15 protein-coding genes are annotated in these 16,504 nt (G+C 74.4%); 4 read left to right on the top strand and 11 right to left on the bottom strand.

Features of this window, described 5'->3' with window-relative positions:
* The first annotated feature begins 142 nt into the window (after nt 1-142).
* Entirely contained in the window at nt 143-1,258 is a 1,116-nt protein-coding gene (locus tag D1781_RS05400) for a DUF4062 domain-containing protein (RefSeq protein WP_158590004.1), read from the top strand.
* A 67-nt stretch (nt 1,259-1,325) separates the two neighbouring features.
* On the opposite strand, the gene D1781_RS05395 is transcribed toward D1781_RS05400, so the two are convergent.
* Complete coding sequence (locus tag D1781_RS05395; protein ID WP_158590003.1) at nt 1,326-2,750, bottom strand: HNH endonuclease signature motif containing protein; 1,425 nt, start codon at nt 2,748-2,750, stop codon at nt 1,326-1,328.
* A 134-nt stretch (nt 2,751-2,884) separates the two neighbouring features.
* Between D1781_RS05395 and D1781_RS05390 the strand changes: the two genes are divergently transcribed.
* Together D1781_RS05390 and D1781_RS05385 are read left to right on the top strand one after the other, a co-directional pair.
* On the top strand, nt 2,885-3,751 hold the full coding sequence (locus D1781_RS05390) for an NAD(P)H-binding protein (RefSeq protein ID WP_119481192.1): 867 nt from the start codon (nt 2,885-2,887) through the stop codon (nt 3,749-3,751).
* A gap of 166 nt (nt 3,752-3,917) precedes the next feature.
* Nucleotides 3,918-5,204 (top strand): M23 family metallopeptidase, encoded by a 1,287-nt coding sequence (locus tag D1781_RS05385; RefSeq protein ID WP_119481191.1) that lies wholly within the window; start codon nt 3,918-3,920, stop codon nt 5,202-5,204.
* 21 nt (nt 5,205-5,225) lie between these two features.
* Here the strand turns inward: D1781_RS05385 and D1781_RS05380 are convergent, their stop codons facing one another.
* The 6 genes from D1781_RS05380 to D1781_RS05355 all read right to left on the bottom strand — a co-directional run bounded on the left by D1781_RS05380 (nt 5,226) and on the right by D1781_RS05355 (nt 11,822).
* Nucleotides 5,226-7,850 carry an alpha-mannosidase gene (locus tag D1781_RS05380; RefSeq protein ID WP_119481190.1) on the bottom strand — a complete coding sequence of 875 codons (2,625 nt, stop codon included), beginning with the start codon at nt 7,848-7,850 and terminating at the stop codon, nt 5,226-5,228.
* The gene (locus tag D1781_RS05375) at nt 7,847-8,782 is read right to left on the bottom strand and encodes an ROK family protein (protein WP_119481189.1); all 936 of its coding nucleotides are present in this window, start codon (nt 8,780-8,782) and stop codon (nt 7,847-7,849) included. The genes D1781_RS05380 and D1781_RS05375 overlap by 4 nt, the downstream gene beginning before the upstream one ends.
* Nucleotides 8,783-8,818: 36 nt before the next feature.
* Complete coding sequence (locus D1781_RS05370) at nt 8,819-9,781, bottom strand: SMP-30/gluconolactonase/LRE family protein (RefSeq protein ID WP_119481188.1); 963 nt, start codon at nt 9,779-9,781, stop codon at nt 8,819-8,821.
* Nucleotides 9,778-10,521, bottom strand: a complete 744-nt coding sequence (locus D1781_RS05365; RefSeq protein ID WP_119481187.1) for an SDR family oxidoreductase — start codon at nt 10,519-10,521, stop codon at nt 9,778-9,780. Before D1781_RS05365 ends, D1781_RS05370 begins: the two co-directional genes overlap by 4 nt.
* Nucleotides 10,522-10,600: 79 nt before the next feature.
* The gene (pth, locus tag D1781_RS05360; protein WP_119481186.1) at nt 10,601-11,194 is read right to left on the bottom strand and encodes an aminoacyl-tRNA hydrolase; all 594 of its coding nucleotides are present in this window, start codon (nt 11,192-11,194) and stop codon (nt 10,601-10,603) included.
* 19 nt (nt 11,195-11,213) lie between these two features.
* Complete coding sequence (locus tag D1781_RS05355) at nt 11,214-11,822, bottom strand: 50S ribosomal protein L25/general stress protein Ctc (protein WP_119481185.1); 609 nt, start codon at nt 11,820-11,822, stop codon at nt 11,214-11,216.
* A 190-nt stretch (nt 11,823-12,012) separates the two neighbouring features.
* On the opposite strand from D1781_RS05355, the gene D1781_RS05350 reads away from it, so the two are divergent.
* Nucleotides 12,013-12,477: a cupin domain-containing protein gene (locus D1781_RS05350; RefSeq protein WP_233551021.1), complete on the top strand. Its 465-nt coding sequence runs from the start codon at nt 12,013-12,015 to the stop codon at nt 12,475-12,477.
* A gap of 28 nt (nt 12,478-12,505) precedes the next feature.
* On the opposite strand, the gene D1781_RS05345 is transcribed toward D1781_RS05350, so the two are convergent.
* The 4 genes from D1781_RS05345 to D1781_RS05330 form a co-directional block, all read right to left on the bottom strand.
* Nucleotides 12,506-13,612 (bottom strand): RuBisCO large subunit C-terminal-like domain-containing protein, encoded by a 1,107-nt coding sequence (locus tag D1781_RS05345; RefSeq protein ID WP_119481183.1) that lies wholly within the window; start codon nt 13,610-13,612, stop codon nt 12,506-12,508.
* The gene (gene mtnA / locus D1781_RS05340) at nt 13,609-14,592 is read right to left on the bottom strand and encodes an S-methyl-5-thioribose-1-phosphate isomerase (protein ID WP_233551019.1); all 984 of its coding nucleotides are present in this window, start codon (nt 14,590-14,592) and stop codon (nt 13,609-13,611) included. Before mtnA ends, D1781_RS05345 begins: the two co-directional genes overlap by 4 nt.
* Before the next feature lie 89 nt (nt 14,593-14,681).
* Nucleotides 14,682-15,194 (bottom strand): gluconokinase, encoded by a 513-nt coding sequence (locus D1781_RS05335; RefSeq protein ID WP_119481182.1) that lies wholly within the window; start codon nt 15,192-15,194, stop codon nt 14,682-14,684.
* Between the two features lie 184 nt (nt 15,195-15,378).
* Nucleotides 15,379-16,434: a D-2-hydroxyacid dehydrogenase gene (locus D1781_RS05330; RefSeq protein ID WP_233551018.1), complete on the bottom strand. Its 1,056-nt coding sequence runs from the start codon at nt 16,432-16,434 to the stop codon at nt 15,379-15,381.
* Nucleotides 16,435-16,504 lie beyond the last annotated feature (70 nt).

Here is a 16,504-nt window from a genome sequence, read left to right as displayed (position 1 = left end):
AGTCGGGCCGACGTCAGGCTCTCCTTTGATAGGCGTTCGCGGGTTAAGTTGTTGCTGCAAGTCGAGACGAGCGCGTTCAGCGTTCGCAAGGGGGCGAGACGTGGCAAGGGCAAATTCGGCCGAGAAGCGGTATCAGGTATTCGTGAGCTCGACGTACCTCGACCTGAGGGAAGAACGCCAAGCGGTCATATCCACACTCCTTGACTCAGATGCGTTCCCAGCTGGGATGGAACTCTTCCCTGCGACCGACGATGACGCCTGGACGCTGATTCAGCAGGTCATCGATGACTCCGACTACTACATCTTGGTCATGGGCGGCAAGTACGGCTCACTTGACCCCGTGAGCGATCTCAGCTTCACGGAGAAGGAGTACGACTATGCCGTCGCGACCAAGAAGCCGGTTATGGCGTTTCTCCATGGGGCCCCAGCACTTCTCACCGTAGAGAAGTCGGAGAAGAAGGAGGACATGCAGGAGCGGTTGGCTCGCTTTCGCGCCAAGGTTGAACGCTCCAAGCATGTCAAGTTCTGGACCGGCGCGGAGCAACTTCAGGGTCAGGTTGCGGTTAGTTTCAACCGATTCACGCGGCAGGCGCCCGGAATCGGATGGCTTCGCGCTGACGCAGCCGCATCGAAGGAGACGCTTGCCGAATTAGCGAAGGCGCGCGAGCGTATTGCTGAACTGGAAGCCGTGCTGTCAGCGGCGCGATCTTCGCCTCCAGCCGGTATCGAGGATCTGGCGCAGGGCGAAGACAAAGTGACGGTCCCCGTGTCTGCACGAGGTTCGGTGCGACAGACCGACAGAACACTGCGCAACGTCGGTAAGTGGCTGCGAATCTCGACTACCTGGGATCAAATCTTTGGATACCTCGGGCCCACGCTACTGATTGAAGCCGAGGCGGAAGCGATGAAGGAGACGCTGAATACATCCTTCCTCGTTGACAACTTCCCTGCAATCGAGACGACCGTGCTTGAACGCGCGCGCGAGGCGAAGCTCAAGCTTCCCGAAGACCCAACAACCAGTGGAATCTCAGTGGAGCTGAGCAACGACGACTTTGGAACGGTTCTGATTCAACTCAAGGCCACTGGCCTGATCGAAGAGAGCAGACGAAAGCGAAGCGTCGCGGACAACGGAACTTATTGGACACTCACTCAGTTCGGCGAGCAGCGCGCGGTACAGATTCGTGCATTGCGGAGAAACGCAGATCGCGAAACCGACCTCGGAATCGGGGATGACGAGGAGCCACCCGAGAACAACTGACCACAGCATGCCGACGTTGTGAATCGTGCGCGCGTTCGACATGTCGCTCACCTCGTGTCTCAAGTACTCAGGCCGCGCGCGGCCCCGGATCGTGCTCGCGTCGTCGTCGCGCGAGCCGGGGGTCGACGAACGGGCCGGGCTGCCGGCGGTGCTCCGGGAGCGGGTCGCCCTGCCACCGCTTCGGCACGAACCAGAGCTCGTTCCGCCAGCGCCGGATCTCGACCCGGCCCCACGGCGCGTGGATCAGGTGGTGGTGATGGCTGCAGAGCATCACGCCGTTGCCGACGTCCGTCCTGCCGCCGTCGCGGTGGAACCACGCGACGTGGTGCGCCTCCAGGTACGGCGCCGGGGTGATGCAGCCGGGGAACTCGCACCGGCCGCCCGCGCGGGCGGTGAGCGCCTTCTTCTGCGCCGCCGTGAAGACCCGCTTCGACCGGGACAGGTGCAGGGGCTCGCCGTGGGCGCCGGTGACGAGGAGGCGGACGCCACCGCCGCACGCCCGCCGCTCGATCACCGGGATCGGGATGCCGGCGAGCACGCCGGAGGTCCAGCCCTGCCCGCGTCGGGCCTCGAGGTCGTCGGCGGCGACGTGGACGACGACCTCGTGGGTCACCGCCGCGGACTGCTCGGCCCGGACGCCGGACTCGATCGCGCCGAGGACCGTGTCGTAGTCCTGCTGGGCACGGCTGCGGGGCTCGTCGCCCTCCGCCGGAAGGCTCTCGCGCCACTCCGGATCGAGACCGTCGCCGTCCTGCCCGCCGCCGGCCGCCGTGCGGAGCAGCGGGACGCCCCGTCGCTGGGACTCGAGCAGCTCCTTCACGACCGCGAGGTGCTCGGGCGTGAGGAGCAGGCGCGCGGCGGTCATGCCGTCCGCCCGCGTGCGGCCGAGGGCGAAGGCCCGCTGGAACCGCTGGTTGCGCTCGGTGGGCTCGGCGCCGTCGGGGTCGAGCAGCAGCGCTAGGCCCTCGGCGACGTCGCGGACGACCTCGGTCTCCTCCGCCTTCGCCGCGTCGGTGAGCACGACGACGGCGTCCGCGAACTCCTCCGCGGTGATCCGCGGGCGGAGGTGGAGCAGCTTCGTCACCACGACCCGCGCGGACTCGACGCCCACCTCGCCCGCCCGCACGGCGTCGGCGAGCACGCCGAACCGGCCGGGGAGGAGGTCGCCGCGCAGCGACACCTCGGGCGCGAGCGCCGCGCCCAGCCCGATGCGCTGCTTCGCGGCGGGCCGCCCGATCCGGGCGAGGTGCGCCACGAGGTCGACCGCGTCGCGGGCGCCCTCCCGTCGCGCGAGCGGCAGGCCGCCGTCGGGCGAGACCGTGCGGCGCTCGACCTCGGCGGCGAAGTCGAGCCGATGTGCGTCGACGAGCCGGCCGAGCTCCTCGATCACGGCGCCGTCGGCGAGCAGCTCGTCGTCCGTCGCGGTGTGCACGCGCGACCCGACGGCGCGCAGCGCGTCGAGCGCGAGTGCCAGGTCCGGTGTCGCCGTCACGCACGCATGCAACCATGGCCCACCGACAGTGGCTCGCGGTTGAAAGACGGGCTTCAGCAGGAAGAACGGTTCTCAAGAAGCGGCGTGGCTGAGGCGCTCGACCGACTGTCCGAGGCCCGGGCGACGCTGACGGCATGCGCATCGGGGTGACGACGCCGACGGGCACGGTCGGCCGGCTGCTCCTCCGCTCGCTGGTGCGAGCCGGGCACCGCCCCGTCGCCCTCGTCCGCGATCCGGACCGTCTCGACCCGGCCGTGCGCCCGTTCGTCGACGCCGTCGTGATCGACCAGCGGGACCCCCGGCGCACGACCGCCGCGACGGCCGGGCTCGACGCCCTCTACTGGGTCGACCCCACGACGCCGGAGGAGGACCCGCTCGTCTCGTACGCGAAGGCGACCGACGCCGTCGCGGCCGCGGTGATGGCGAACCGCATCCCCCGCGTCGTGCTCCAGAGCAGCATCGGCGCCGAGCTGCGGGAGGGAGCGGGCGAGATCGACGGGCTGGCGGCGACCGAGGTCGCGCTCGATGCGACGGGCGCCGACGTCGCGCACCTCCGCTGCGGCCACTTCTTCACGAACCTGACCTTCGACCTCGACGCGGTGCGGTCCGGGACGCTCGAGACCGTGCTCCCGCTCGACCTCGCCTTCCCCTGGGTCGCACCGGCGGACATCGCCGAGGTCGCCGCCGGCCGGCTCGCGGGCGACTGGTCGGGCCGGGTCGTGCAGGGCATCCTCGGTCCGGCCGACCTCTCGTGGGCGGACGCGGTGCAAATCGTCGCGGCCGCCACGGGACGCTCGCTCGCGGTCACGAGGATCGAGGACGACGAGCAGCGGGCCGCCCTGCGAGCGATCGGCATGACGGGCGCGCGGGTCGAGTCCGTCCTCGGCATGTCGACCTTCCTGCGCGACGGGCACCGACCGGAGCAGCCTCGGGACGTCGTCTCGTCGACGCCGACTACGCTCGCGAGCTGGGCCCACGCGGAGCTGCGACCGCTGCTCTGACGGTGCTCCGCAAGCCCCGGATCCCGCTTTTCCATCCACCGGAAGAACACGCCGGATCCGCGCCGCGTGTCCCGCGACACGCGCCCGCGCCTCCGCACCCCCTGTTCCGGGGGTGCCTACGTTCGTCCGCGGTCGGGACGCCTCCCGGCCCCGGGGGAAGGGGCTCGTGCTGCACGGGGACGAGGACGTGACGGGGACCGGCTGGACGCCGGACCCCCGACGACGCCCGACCTGGGAGGCCCCGCGCGAGCTCCGCGGCCCCCGCATCCCGCAGCAGCCCGGCACCGCGCAGCAGCGCGACCCGCAGCAGCAGACGCGGCAGCAGCGGCCGCAGGACCCGCGCCAGCAGCAGCCCCGCCCGTCGCAGCCCCGCCCGTCGCAGCCCCGCCCGTCGCAGGATCTGCGCGCGCCGCGTCCGGCCGCGCCGCGCCAGGACCCGCGGCAGGCGACCCCGCGACCCCGCCCCGAGGGCACCGCCGCGACCGGGCAGCACCCCGTCGCCCGCACCCGCGAGACCTCGGGCGGCCCGACCGGCACGGCCCGCATCCCCGTCGTCCGCCAGACCCCGCCGGTCGTCCGCCCCGGCGTGCGGCAGCCGGAGGGCCCCGGCCGTCCCCTGCAGGCGCCGGTCCGCTCCCGCCTCCGCACCGCGCCGCCGATGCAGCCGCCGGTCACCCCGCCGACCGGCTCGACGCCCACCGGGGCGCAGCCGATGCCGGTCCAGCCGTTCTCGCAGCTGATCCCCGTCGCCATCCCGGTGCCGTCCTCCCGGCACGAGTCCGCGCCGCCCGTCGAGGAGGCGCGGCCCCGGCGCCGCACCGCCCGGGGCGCCGTCTCGATGCTCGCCGTCTTCGCGCTGGCCGTGCTCTGGGGCCTCCCCGCCTTCGCGAGCGAGGCCCTCGCCGCGCCGCCCGTCGGCGGCATCGAGGACGGCTCGGCCGACGTGCAGCAGCTCTCCGTCGGCGGCGTCGAGGTCGACGGCGCCTCCGCGGACGGCATCAGCGGCGCTGCTGCGGCGACCCGGTCCGCGCCGGTCGCGGCCGCGCCCGCCTGGCTCGTCCCCGTCGCCGGCCGCCTCGGCGACCCGTACGGCCCCCGCCCGGAGCAGCCGGTGCCGGGCGTCGCCCTCTTCCACCGCGGCCAGGACATCGTGGCGCGCTGCGGCGCCCCGATCCGCGCCGCGGCGTCCGGTGTCGTGAAGACCGCCACCTACTGGGGCACCTACGGCAACTGGATCCTCGTCGACCACGGCGACGGCGTCGCGGTCGGCTACGCCCACGAGTCGCGGATCCTGGTCTCGGCCGGGCAGCGGGTCTCCGCCGGGCAGGTCATCGGCCTCGTCGGTCAGACCGGCGCCGCCACCGGCTGCCACCTCCACCTCGAGGTGCACCTGAACGGCACCGCCGTGAACCCGGTCCCCTTCTTCATCGGCAAGGGCGTCCCGCTCGGCTGATCGCCCTTGCGAGATCGGCGCTCAGGCCTCGGTCGGCAGCGGCTCCTCGAGCAGGTCGACCGGCACCGGCTCGGCGCCCCGGCGCACCCGCCAGGTCCGGATCGCGTGCGCCGGGAGGGTCGCGCGGATCGTCGCGCCGACGAGCGGCAGCGCGATCACCGCGTCCGTCGCCCGGCCCGAGGTCTCCACGGCGCGGACCACGAGGTCGTCGCCGTCCTCCGCGGTCTTCACCGCCGTCACCTGCACGGCCGCGGGGCCCGCCTCCACCCAGGAGGTCCGGTCGCCGAGCACGCCGTCGTGGAAGCCCTCGAGCATCGCGCGCGGGCGCATCGTCAGCTCCGCGGCGCGGCGGTGCAGGTCCGGCACGTCGATCGGCCCGTGCGGCACGAGTCGCACCGTGAAGCGCTGCAGCCCCAGGTCCTGGTGCGACCGGACCCCCTCCGGGTCGAGCTCGGTCGGGTCGTGCCAGGCGAAGACCGGGCTGCGGACGGCGGTGATCCCGATGCTGGGCGACGCCTCCTCGGTCGCGGGCGACAGGTCGTACCCGTGCTTCGCGTCGTTCAGCACCGCGAGGCCCGCGTCGACCCGGGACAGGTCGATCCACGACTGGCCGGGCTCCTCGCCGCCGTCCACCCGGCGCTCGATGGAGCCGAACGGGATCTCGACGCGGCCGCGGGGGTCGTCGAGCGCGACCGGCACCCGCCACTTCAGCAGGTGCGCGGGCTCGTGCCAGTCGAGCTCGACGCGGACCTCGAGGGCGTCGTCGCCGGCGGTCAGCAGGAAGTCCTCGCTGAGCGTCGAGCGGTGCCAGGCGTGCTCCACGCGCACGCGGGCCCGGAGGGGGCCGTCCTCCCGCACGAGCACGCGGGTCACGGGCATCTCCGCGCCCGGCCAGGCGTAGCTCACGACCCGGTGGCCCCACGTGTCCGTCGGGTCCTCGCAGACCTGCAGGTGCGGACCGCGGGCGCCGGCGACGAGGTCGACGCCGGTCCGCTTGTCGAGCAGGCCCGTGAGCCAACCGGTCCCCTCGTCGAGCTCGACGCGCAGGAGGTCGTGCTCGAGCACGACGCGGCCGCCCGAGCGCGTGAGCATCGTGGGCGGCGCTGCCGGCGCGGGCACGGGCGACGCCGCCGGGCCCTCGGCCTGGTTCGCGACCGCGCCGGCGGCGAAGGCGGCCCCGGTCGCCGCGTGCAGGGCGTAGCGCGCGACGCCGAGCGGCGGCAGGGCCGCGCGGAACGCGACGGACCCGCCGGGCCGCCGCCCCACCGACGCCTGCGGGGGCACCGTCTGGCTCGGCACGCGCTCCCCCGCGCCGGTCGTCACGCGCTGCGGATCGACCTCGAGCCCTGCGCCGAGCTGCAGCTCGACGGTCGCCTCCACGGGCCAGGGGTGCGGGTTGAAGACGAGCACGGGCTGCGTCGCGGGGTCGAGCGGCACGTCGACGGTCGCGGCGAGCCGGTTCTGCGCCTTCGCGGTGATCCGCTTGGCGATCGAGACCGCCTCCCCCAGTTGGTCGCGCGCGTCCTCGAACGCGGCCTCGATCGCCGAGCCGGGGAGGATGTCGTGCGCCTGGTTGAACAGCACCTGCTTCCACGCCCGCTCGAGGTCCTCGCGCGGCACCGCGTCGCCGAGCACGACGCCGGCCACGGCCGCCCATCGCTCGGCGACGAGCAGCGCCGTCTGGGCGCGGCGCTGCCACCGCTTCACCCCGGAGTGCGCGGAGTAGCAGCCGGGCGCGTGGTGCTGCAGCTCGCCGTCGACGACCGGCAGCTCCGGGTCGAGGGCCCGCACTCGGGCGAAGTAGCGCTCGGGGTCGGAGAGCGGCAGCGCGCCGAAGGTGCCCATCCGGTCGAACCGGTGCACCGTCTCGATCTGCCGGATCGTCGGGCCGCCGCCGTGGTTGCCGACGCCGAAGAAGACCATCGTCTCCGGCAGCCGCTCGCCGCGCTCCGCGAGGGACTTCTCGATGTGCCGGTCCACCGTCTCCCGGCTCGACTGGTACTCGAACGGGATGCGGAAGGCGAGCACCGCCGTGCCGTCGGGCGCCCGCCAGCGGAACAGCGGGCTCGGCAGCGGCAGCTCGTGCGCCATCGGGCGGAGGAAGCAGTAGGCGTCCATCCCCTGCCCGGCGAGCACCTGCGGCAGCGTCGCCGCGTGCCCGAACGGGTCGACGTTCATGCCGACCGTGGCCGCCCGGCCGAACCGGCTGCGGAGGAAGCGCTGCCCGAACAGGCCCTGGCGGACGAAGGACTCGCCCGTCGGGATGTTGCAGTCCGGCTCGACCCACCAGCCGCCGGTGTTCACCCAGCGGCCCTCCGCGACCCGCGCGCGGATGCGCTCGAACAGGGCCGGGTCCTGCTCCTCCACCCACGACAGCAGCACGACCTGGTCGCAGGTGAAGACGAAGTCGGGGTACTCGTCCATCCGGTCGAGCACGCTGCGGAAGGTCGCCCGCGCCTCCTGGTAGCCCTCCTGCCACGGCCACAGCCAGACGACGTCGAGGTGGGCGTTGCCGACGAGGTGCACGACCCGGTCCGGGGAGGCCGCGGGCCGCGGCGCCGCGGGCACGTCGCGCGGCTCGAAGCGCTGCGGCGCGTTCGCGAGCGGGGCCTCCTCGTCGGGCGGCAGCGCGCCGGGGTCGCTCATGCGACGCGCTCCAGCGCGAGCAGCGCGGCGCCGACGGCCGGGGCGGCGCCGTCGAGCGCGGCCCGCTCGACGCGGACCGCGCGACGGATCGGCGCCATCGCGTTCAGCTCGACCGCGTGGCGGACCGCGTCGAGCACGGCGTCCAGGCGGCCGAGGCCGCCGTCGAGCACGACGACCTCCGGCTCGAAGACGTTGGTGAGGTCGGTGGCGAGCTGGCCCAGGCAGGCGAGCGCCTCGGTCCAGAGCTCGCCGGCCAGGGCGTCGCCCTCCGCCGCGGCCCGGACCACCGCCTCGGCGTCGAGCGCCGGCCCGTCGGCGAGGACGGAGTCGCGCCCCTCCGCGAGCGCCTCCCGGACCCGCTCGACGAGCTGGGTGCCGGCCGCGTACGCCTCCGCGCAGCCGAGCCGGCCGCAGGTGCAGCGCCGGCCGCCGGGCCGGACGCACACGTGCCCGAGCTCGCCCCCGTTCGTCGTCGCGCCGGCGAGCAGGCGCCCGTCGAGCACGGCCCCGCCGCCGAGGCCGCTGGAGACGGTGAGGTAGACGGCCGAGCCGGCGTCGGCCGCCGCGCCGGCGCGGAGCTCGCCCCACGCCCCGGCAGACGCGTCGTTCACGAGGAGGGCGGGCGCGCCGAGCCGCTCCTCCGCGATCCGGACGATCTCCACGTGGTCCCAGCCGGGCAGGTGGAGGGGGCCGAGCAGGACCCCGGCGTGCGCGTCGAGCGGGCCGCCGCAGGCGACGCCGACGGCGGCGATCCGGTCGTCCCCGCGCACGCGCTCCGCGAGGTCGAGCAGGCGGCCGATCACCGCGTCCGGCCCGTCCTCCCGCCCGGTCGGGACCCGATCCGCCCGCACCACCGCGCCGCGCTCGTCGACGAGGGCGACCGCGAGCTTCGTCGCGCCGATGTCGAGCGCGAGGGCCCGGCGTCCGTCCATGCCCAACCAGTACCAGCAGCGGGCTGTGCGCTCGGCTCAGGCGCCCGCGCAGCCCTGCGTCTCGACGAACACGGCGTAGAGCGAGCGGGAGGCGGCGATGAAGAGCCGGTTGCGCTTCGGGCCGCCGAAGCAGACGTTCGCGACCGCCTCCGGCGTGAGGATCATCCCGAGCAGCGTGCCGTCCGGCGCGAAGCAGTGCACGCCGTCGTAGCCGTCGCCGCCGCGCCCCGCGGCCGCCCACACGTTGCCGTGCACGTCGACGCGGATGCCGTCCGAGGTGCCGTGCCCCATGTCGATCACCCAGCGGCCGTTCCGCGGGCGGCCGTCGACCATCTCGTAGGCGCGCACATGCGTGTCGACGACGTAGAGCACGGACTCGTCGGGCGAGAACGCGATGCCGTTCGGCCGGTCCATGTCGGTGACGACCGCCTCCGCCTCGCCCGTGACCGGGTCGATGCGGTACACGGCGCGCGGCAGCTCCTCCTCCGCCCGCTCCCCCTCGTACATGCTCGTGATGCCCCAGCCGGGGTCGGTGAACCAGACCGCGCCGTCGCGACTCGTCACGACGTCGTTCGGCGCGTTGAGCGGGCGCCCGTCGAATCGGTCGAGCAGCACGGTGATCGATCCGTCGTACTCGGTGCGCGTGATGCGGCGGGTGAGGTGCTCGCACGTGACGAGGCGGCCCTGCCGGTCGCGGGTGTTGCCGTTCGCGTTGTTCGACGGGCGGCGGTACTCGTCGACGGCGCCGGTGGAGGCCGACCAGCGGAGGATGCGGTCGTTCGGGATGTCGCTGACGAGCAGCTCGCCGCGGTCGCCGAACCAGACCGGGCCCTCGAGCCACCGGCCGCCCGTCCAGAGCCGCTCGACGACCTCCTGGTACGGCACGAGGTCGCGGAAGCGCTCGTCGACCACGACGATCGCCGGGTCCGGGAAGCGGATCACCGTGCGGTCGCGGTCCCACGCGGCGGCGGTCGCGCCGACCGGGTACGGGCCGCTCATCCGCGGCCGATGAACGGCATGCCGGTCGCGGCGACGGTGAGCCACTGCACGGTCGCGGACGGCGGGAGGGAGGCCATGTAGAGGAGCGTCGCGCCGACGTCCTCGACCGAGAACGTCGGCTCCGGCCGCTGCTCGAAGTCCGCCTGCAGCACCCCGGACGACATCCGGGCCGTCATGTCGGTCGCGGCGTTGCCGATGTCGATCTGGCCGCAGGTGATGCCGAACCGGCGGCCGTCGAGGGAGGTCGAGCGGGTCATCCCGGTGACGGCGTGCTTCGTCGCGGTGTAGGCGATCGACAGCGGGCGCGGCACCTGCGCGGATATCGAGCCGTTGTTCACGATCCGGCCGCCCTGCGGGTCCTGCGCGCGCATCTCCCGGAACGCGGCCCGGGTGCAGAGGAACGTGCCCGTCACGTTGAGGTCGACGACCTCCCGCCACTCGTCGAGGTCGACCTCGTCGATCTCGACGGGGCTGCCGCCGCGGCCCGCGTTGTTGAACAGCAGGTCGAGCCGGCCGAAGCGCGCCACGACGGCGCCGAACACGGCGTCGACCGACGCCTCGTCGGTGACGTCGCCCGGGAACGCGTGGACGCCAGGAACCCGCTCCGCGAGCGCCTCCAGGGGCTCGGCGCGGCGGCCGACGACCGCGACGGTCCAGCCCGCCTCCGCCAGCGCGGTCGCGCACGCGGCGCCGATCCCGCTGCCGCCACCGGTCACGATCGCGATGCGCTCCGTCGCCACGGCACAGGTCTACCCCATGTCCGTTTTGAAGGAGGTCTCGGGCGGATCGCGCGAGAACTCCTTCAAAACGGAAGCGGGGTCAGCGGGAGGCGCGCGGCGCGTTCCAGCGCTGCTGCGCCGGGTCCAGGCCGAGGTCCGCGAGGTCGATCACCGCGTCGGCCGCGTCGCCGACGAGCAGCGGCAGCTCCTTGCGCTCCGTCGGCGTGAAGTCCTTCAGCACGAAGTCGGCGGCGGGCTGCCGGCCGGGCGGGCGCCCGATGCCGACACGGACGCGCGGGAAGTCCGGGGTGCCGAGCACGGCGGCGATGTCGCGGACGCCGTTGTGGCCGCCGTGGCCGCCGCCGGTCTTCAGCCGGAGGTCGCCGAACGGGATGTCGAGCTCGTCGTGGACGACGATGATGCGCTCGGCGGGCAGCGAGTAGAACTTCGCGAGCGCGCCGACGGGGCGGCCCGACTCGTTCATGTACGTCTGCGGCGCGGCGAGCACGAAGCGCGTGCCGCCGGGCCGGTCCCGCCCCTCCGCGACGCCCGCCCCCGTCTTGTGCCGGGTGAAGCGGGCGCCGAATCGGGAGGCGAGCTCGTCGACCACCATGCGGCCGACGTTGTGGCGGTTGCCCGCGTACTGCGGGCCGGGGTTGCCGAGCCCGACGACGAGCCAGGCGTCGTCGGGCATCGGCGTCAGACCCGGAGGATCAGGACTCGCTCGCGACGACGTCGCCCTCGGCGGGCGCGTCCTCACCGGCGGTCGCGTCCTCGAGGGACTGCTCCGACTGCGAGTTCGCGACGCCGACGATCAGCAGCGCGGGATCGCCCGCGAGCTCGGCGCCCTCCGGCAGCTGGACGTCCGCGGCGGTGATCTGGGTGCCGTCCTCGGCGCCCTCGATGTTCACGACGAGGTTCTGCGGGATCGCGGTCGCCGAGACCTTGAGCAGCAGCGTCTGCGAGTCGAGGTTCGCGACGGTGCCCGGCGCGGCCTCGCCCTCGAGCACGACCGGCACCTCGACCTCGACGAGCTCGCCCGTGCGGACGAGGATCAGGTCCAGGTGCTCGATGATCTGGCGCACCGGGTCCTTCTGCACGTCCTTGACCAGCGCGAGCTGGCTGCCGGTCGGCAGGGCGAGGTCGAGCACCGCGTTCGCGCGACGGATGATGAGGGCCGTCTCGTGCGCGGGCAGCGAGATGTGCACCGGGTCGGTGCCGTGGCCGTACACGACGGCCGGGATGCGGCCGGCGGCGCGCAGCTTGCGGGCCGCGCCCTTGCCGAAGGCGGTGCGCGTCTCCGCGCTGATCTGCTCAGCCATGCTGGTCCCTCCACACGGGGCCGCAGGGCGACCCGGTCGATACGGTCGGCGGTGCCGCAACGGCCCGGGTGCGGGCCTGCTGCGTCGATCACGGCCGCGGCAGCACGCCGCGACCCTCGCCGAAGTCCAGCCGTCGACTATAGCGGAGAACCGAGGCGCGATCCTCCCGGTCAGGCGGGAGGATGGCCGGGTGAGCGACCTCCGCGCGACGACCGACGCCCATCGCGGGCAGCCCGAGCCGTTCCGGTGGGAGGGCGTGGACGAGCTCGCCTACAAGGAGCACGACACGACCTTCCGCGGGGTCACCCGCCGCGTGCTGTTCGGGGCCGGCGACGGGCAGGCCGTGGAGGTGCGCTACTTCGAGGTCGCGCCGGGCGGCTGGAGCACGCTCGAGCACCACGGGCACACGCACCAGGTGGTCGTGCTCCGCGGCTCCGGGGCATGCCTCGTCGAGGACCGGGTGATCCCGCTCGCGCCGCACGACCTCGTGTTCGTGCCCGCCTGGGCGTGGCACCAGTTCCGCGCGACCGGTGACGAGCCGCTCGGATTCCAGTGCATCGTGCCGCTCGACCGCGACCGACCCGCGCTGCCGACGGACGACGAGTTCGCGGCACTGACTGCGGATCCGGCGGTCGCGGACTTCGTCCGCCGCTGAGCCGCGCCCGCGCCGAGGCCACCCGGGATCAGGCGGCCTGCTCGACGAGGGCGCGGAAGCGCTCGGCCGCGCCCCTCGGGTCGCCGTCGCGGTGCAGCTCGCCGCCGATGAGCAGCGCGACGTCGGGGCCGTAGAGGTCGACGAGCTCCGGCACCCGGTCCGGGCGCATGCCGCCTCCCGGCGCAGGGAGGGAGGGCGCGAGCCCCGCGAAGGGGCGCGCGCAGCCGTCGGCGATCGCGCGGCACTCCTCCGGCGTGAAGCTGAACCGGCCGCCGGCGGAGGGGAAGATCGCGACGTCCGCGCCGGCGAGGCGCAGCAGCGACCCGTAGAGCACGTCCGGCGCGATGCCGGCCGTCGGCGAGACCGCGAGCGCGCCGAGCAGCGCCGGGTGCGCCATCAGCACGAAGTCGTCCGGGGTGTTCCGGGCCAGCCAGCGCAGCAGGGGCAGCCCGCCGACGCCCGGCACGATGAGCAGGCCGCCCGCGCCCGCGTCGAGCGCGATCCGCAGGCGCGCCTCCACGTGCTCCGGCGGGGCGTCGAAGCACGGGAGGTAGCGGGCCGCGTGCCCCGAGGCCGCGTTGCCGGCGGCGACCGCCTCGGCGATGCGCGGCACCCGCTCGGCGTAGGGCGCCCAGTGCTGGTCCCCGAGGCCCTGGTCGTCCTTGATCAGGTCGATGCCGCCGTCCGCGAAGGCGCGGCCGAGCGCGGCGAGGTCCTCGGTCGGCAGCCCGACGGGCTTCAGCGCGGTCGCGAGGATCGGCCGCTCGGCCACGCCGAGCGCGCGCCGCACCCCGGCGACGCCGAGCGCGGGTCCGCCGCCGACCGCGGCCCCGAGCGCCTCCGGCACGTCGAGGCCGACCAGCCGCACGGCGGGCAGCAGCGCGCAGTTGCCGAACACCATCACGAGCAGCTGGGTCAGCTCGGCGCCCGCGAGCTCGTCCGGGAACGCGATGGTCGCGAGCGCCAGGTCCGGCCCCTGCTCCGCCACCTCGACCACGTGCGCGCGGGAGGGCGCGGCCTTCGCCGGCGCCAGCTCGGGCGGGAACTCGTGGCTCTGCTCGACCGCGAGCGCCTCCGCCCTGACCCTGGCGTCCCGGACGTCGCCGGTGAGCGCGTAGACCGCGCGGACGGTCATCGCGCGAGCTCCGCGATCGCCGGGCCGAAGGGCGCCCGCAGGACGCCGCGCTCGGTCACGATGCCGGTGACGAGGTCGGCCGGCGTGACGTCGAAGGCGGGGTTCCAGACCGCGGTGCCAGCGGCCGGCGCTCCGGGCCCGGTGCCGAGCACCTCGCTCGCGTCGCGCTCCTCGATCGGGATCGCGGCGCCGGTCGGCGTGCCGGGGTCGACCGCGTTCCAGGTCGCCGCGACGTAGAAGGGGACGCCGGCGTGCCGCGCGGCGATCGCGAGGGCGAGGGTGCCGATCTTGTTCGCGGTGTCCCCGTTCGCCGCGATCCGGTCCGCGCCGACGACGACGGCGTCGACCCGGCCCGTCGCGAGCGCCGCGGCCGCCGCCGAGTCCACGAGCAGCGTCACGGGGATCCCCGCCTGCTGCAGCTCCCAGACGGTGAGGCGCGCGCCCTGCCGCAGCGGCCGCGTCTCGGTGGCGAGCACCTCCACCGGCTCCCCCGCCGCGGCCTTGGCGTAGACGATCCCGAGCGCGGTGCCGCGCCCGGTCGTGGCGAGCACGCCGGTGTTGCAGTGCGTGAGGATCCGGGAGGCGCCGGCCAGCGCCGCGCGCCCGAGCTCGCCGATCGCGGCGCACGCCGCGCGGTCCTCCTCGAGCAGCCGGACCGCGACGTCGAGCGGGTCGTCGCCTGCGAGCCGGGCCGCGTGGGCGAGGTCGACCCCGACGCGGAGGTTCACCGCGGTCGGCCGGGCGGCGACCACGCGCGCCGCGACGTCGACCGGGTCGAGCCCCGCGCGCACGCCGAGCGCGTAGCCGAAGGCGCCGGCGGTGCCGATCACGTTCGCGCCGCGCACCGCGAGCGTCGCGATCGCCTCGACCACGGCGTCGACGTCGGCGAGGTCGAGCAGCACGGTCTCGTCCGGCACGCGCCGCTGGTCCACGACGCGGAGCGCGGCGCCCGTCCACGCGATGCTCTCGATCACGGTCACGGCCCCGACGCTAACGAGCGGGAGGCGCCGGCCGCAGCCGGGCGCGTCACCGGGAGGAATGGAGCGCGACGGAGCGCGGCGACGCCGGGTCAGCGGGCCTGGAGCACCTTCGCGAGCACGGTGTCCTCGACGTCGCCGGCCGGGCCGGTGATCGGGACGATCACGCCGGGCTCGCCCGGCACCAGGCGCTCGAGGGTCGCGAGCTGCGAGTCGAGCAGCGACGCCGGCATGTATTGGTGCTTGCGCGCCTTCAGCCGCCGCTGGAGCTCGGCGCGGTCGACGTCGAGCAGCACGAAGAACGCCTCCGGCTCCTCGGCGAGGATCCGCTCGCGGTAGGCGCGCCTCAGGGCGGAGCAGGCCATGACCGGCGTCGAGCCGGCCCGGGTCGCGGCGCGCATCGCCCGCCCGACCGCGTCGAGCCAGGGCGCCCGGTCGACGTCGGTGAGCGCGATGCCGTTCCGCATCTTCTCGACGTTCGCAGCGGGGTGCAGGTCGTCCGCGTCGATGAACACGGCGCCGTCGATGCGGCGCGCGAGCTCCTGCGCGACGGTCGTCTTGCCCGAGCCCGAGACGCCCATGATCACGAGCGGAGGCGTTGCCATGGCGACATCCTCGTCGGTCCGGCTCGGAAGCGCTCCGGGCGAGCGGCCGTGGTGGTCTCGAGTCCCTCGGTCGGGAACTCCGACCGTGGGGCCCGTCGCCGGCGCCCGCACCTCGACCGGCGGGGACGGGCGCCGACCCGATGATCGAGGTGCGAGCGCAGCGAGCCTCGAGATCAGCGACGGGTCAGTAGAACTCGCGGGTGTTGACCGGGTTGATCAGGTCGTCGCCGTCGAGGTACCGGGTCGCGTTGCGGGCGAAGAGGTCCGCGATCAGGGCGTCCTCCTTGTCCGACAGCGCCGCGGTGTGCGGGCTGAGGAGCACATTCGGCAGGTCCCAGAGCGGGGAGTCCTCCGGCAGCGGCTCGGGGTCGGTGACGTCGAGCGCCGCGAAGCCCACGCGGCCGTCCTGCAGCGCGGCGACCAGCGCCTCCTGGTCGATCACCGTGCCGCGACCCACGTTCGCGATCGTGACGCCGGGCTTCACGGCGGCGAGCACGTCGGCGCTCACGAGGTGCCGCGTCTCGTCCGTGCCGGGCAGCGTGACGACGACGCCGTCGAATTCGCCGACGCGCGCCGCGAGGTCGCGCGGGTGGATGACCTCCTCGACCCCGTCGACCTGCACGTCGCGGCGGCTCGTGCCGGCGACGTGCACGCCCTGGTGCGCGAGCCGGTCCGCGACGACCTTCCCGATGGAGCCGAGGCCGACGACGAGTACGCGACTGTCCTCGAGGCGCCGCATCATCCAGCGCGATTCCGCCCACTCGTGCGCGCGCTGGTGCTGCTGCAGCCGCGGCAGCGTCTTGAACCCGGCGAGCAGGCCGAACTCGCACCACTCCGCGAGCGGCACCGCGTGCACGCCGGCGGTCGTGGTGAAGCGGACCCGCTCGAGCTCGTCCTGCTCCAGCTTCGCGGCCTTCACCTGGGCGCCGCCGCCCGCGGGCATCAGCTGCACCCACTCCAGCCGGGCGTTCGCGCGGATCGTGCGCGCGAGGTGCGACGGGCGCTCGTCCGGGATCCCGTAGAGCACCTCGGCCGAGTCGACCAGCTCCTGGAACCGCCGCTCGTCCGCCTCGGACCGGGAGAATGCGGGGTCGCCCTGGTGGTCGCCGGCGTGCCGCATCGGCGGGAGGAGGTCCTGCTCGACGACGAGGTCGAGGCGCGGCTCCGCCTCCCGGATCCGCTCGGCGAGGTCGTCGGGCAGCGGGGTCGCGGCCACCGCGCGCAGTCGTCGTCCGGTCACGGCGGCGAGCCTAGGTGGGACCGGCGGGCCCAGGCTGACCCGCACCCGCGGCGATACGCTCGAAACGGGA

The organism is Amnibacterium setariae (genome assembly GCF_003581425.1).
Classification (GTDB): Bacteria; Actinomycetota; Actinomycetes; order Actinomycetales; family Microbacteriaceae; genus Amnibacterium; species Amnibacterium setariae.
Note: the sequence above shows the minus strand (reverse complement) of the source record. Positions and strands in the feature narration are given on the sequence as shown.

Bases quoted from the DNA above. Each gene is read 5' to 3' on its own strand.
- D1781_RS05390 (WP_119481192.1), top strand. From the start codon at position 2,885: ATGCGCATCGGGGTGACGACGCCGACGGGCACGGTCGGCCGGCTGCTC.
- D1781_RS05355 (WP_119481185.1), bottom strand. From the start codon at position 11,822: ATGGCTGAGCAGATCAGCGCGGAGACGCGCACCGCCTTCGGCAAGGGC.
- D1781_RS05335 (WP_119481182.1), bottom strand. From the start codon at position 15,194: ATGGCAACGCCTCCGCTCGTGATCATGGGCGTCTCGGGCTCGGGCAAG.
- D1781_RS05380 (WP_119481190.1), bottom strand. From the start codon at position 7,850: ATGAGCGACCCCGGCGCGCTGCCGCCCGACGAGGAGGCCCCGCTCGCG.
- D1781_RS05375 (WP_119481189.1), bottom strand. From the start codon at position 8,782: ATGGACGGACGCCGGGCCCTCGCGCTCGACATCGGCGCGACGAAGCTC.
- D1781_RS05370 (WP_119481188.1), bottom strand. From the start codon at position 9,781: ATGAGCGGCCCGTACCCGGTCGGCGCGACCGCCGCCGCGTGGGACCGC.
- pth (WP_119481186.1), bottom strand. From the start codon at position 11,194: ATGCCCGACGACGCCTGGCTCGTCGTCGGGCTCGGCAACCCCGGCCCG.
- D1781_RS05345 (WP_119481183.1), bottom strand. From the start codon at position 13,612: ATGACCGTCCGCGCGGTCTACGCGCTCACCGGCGACGTCCGGGACGCC.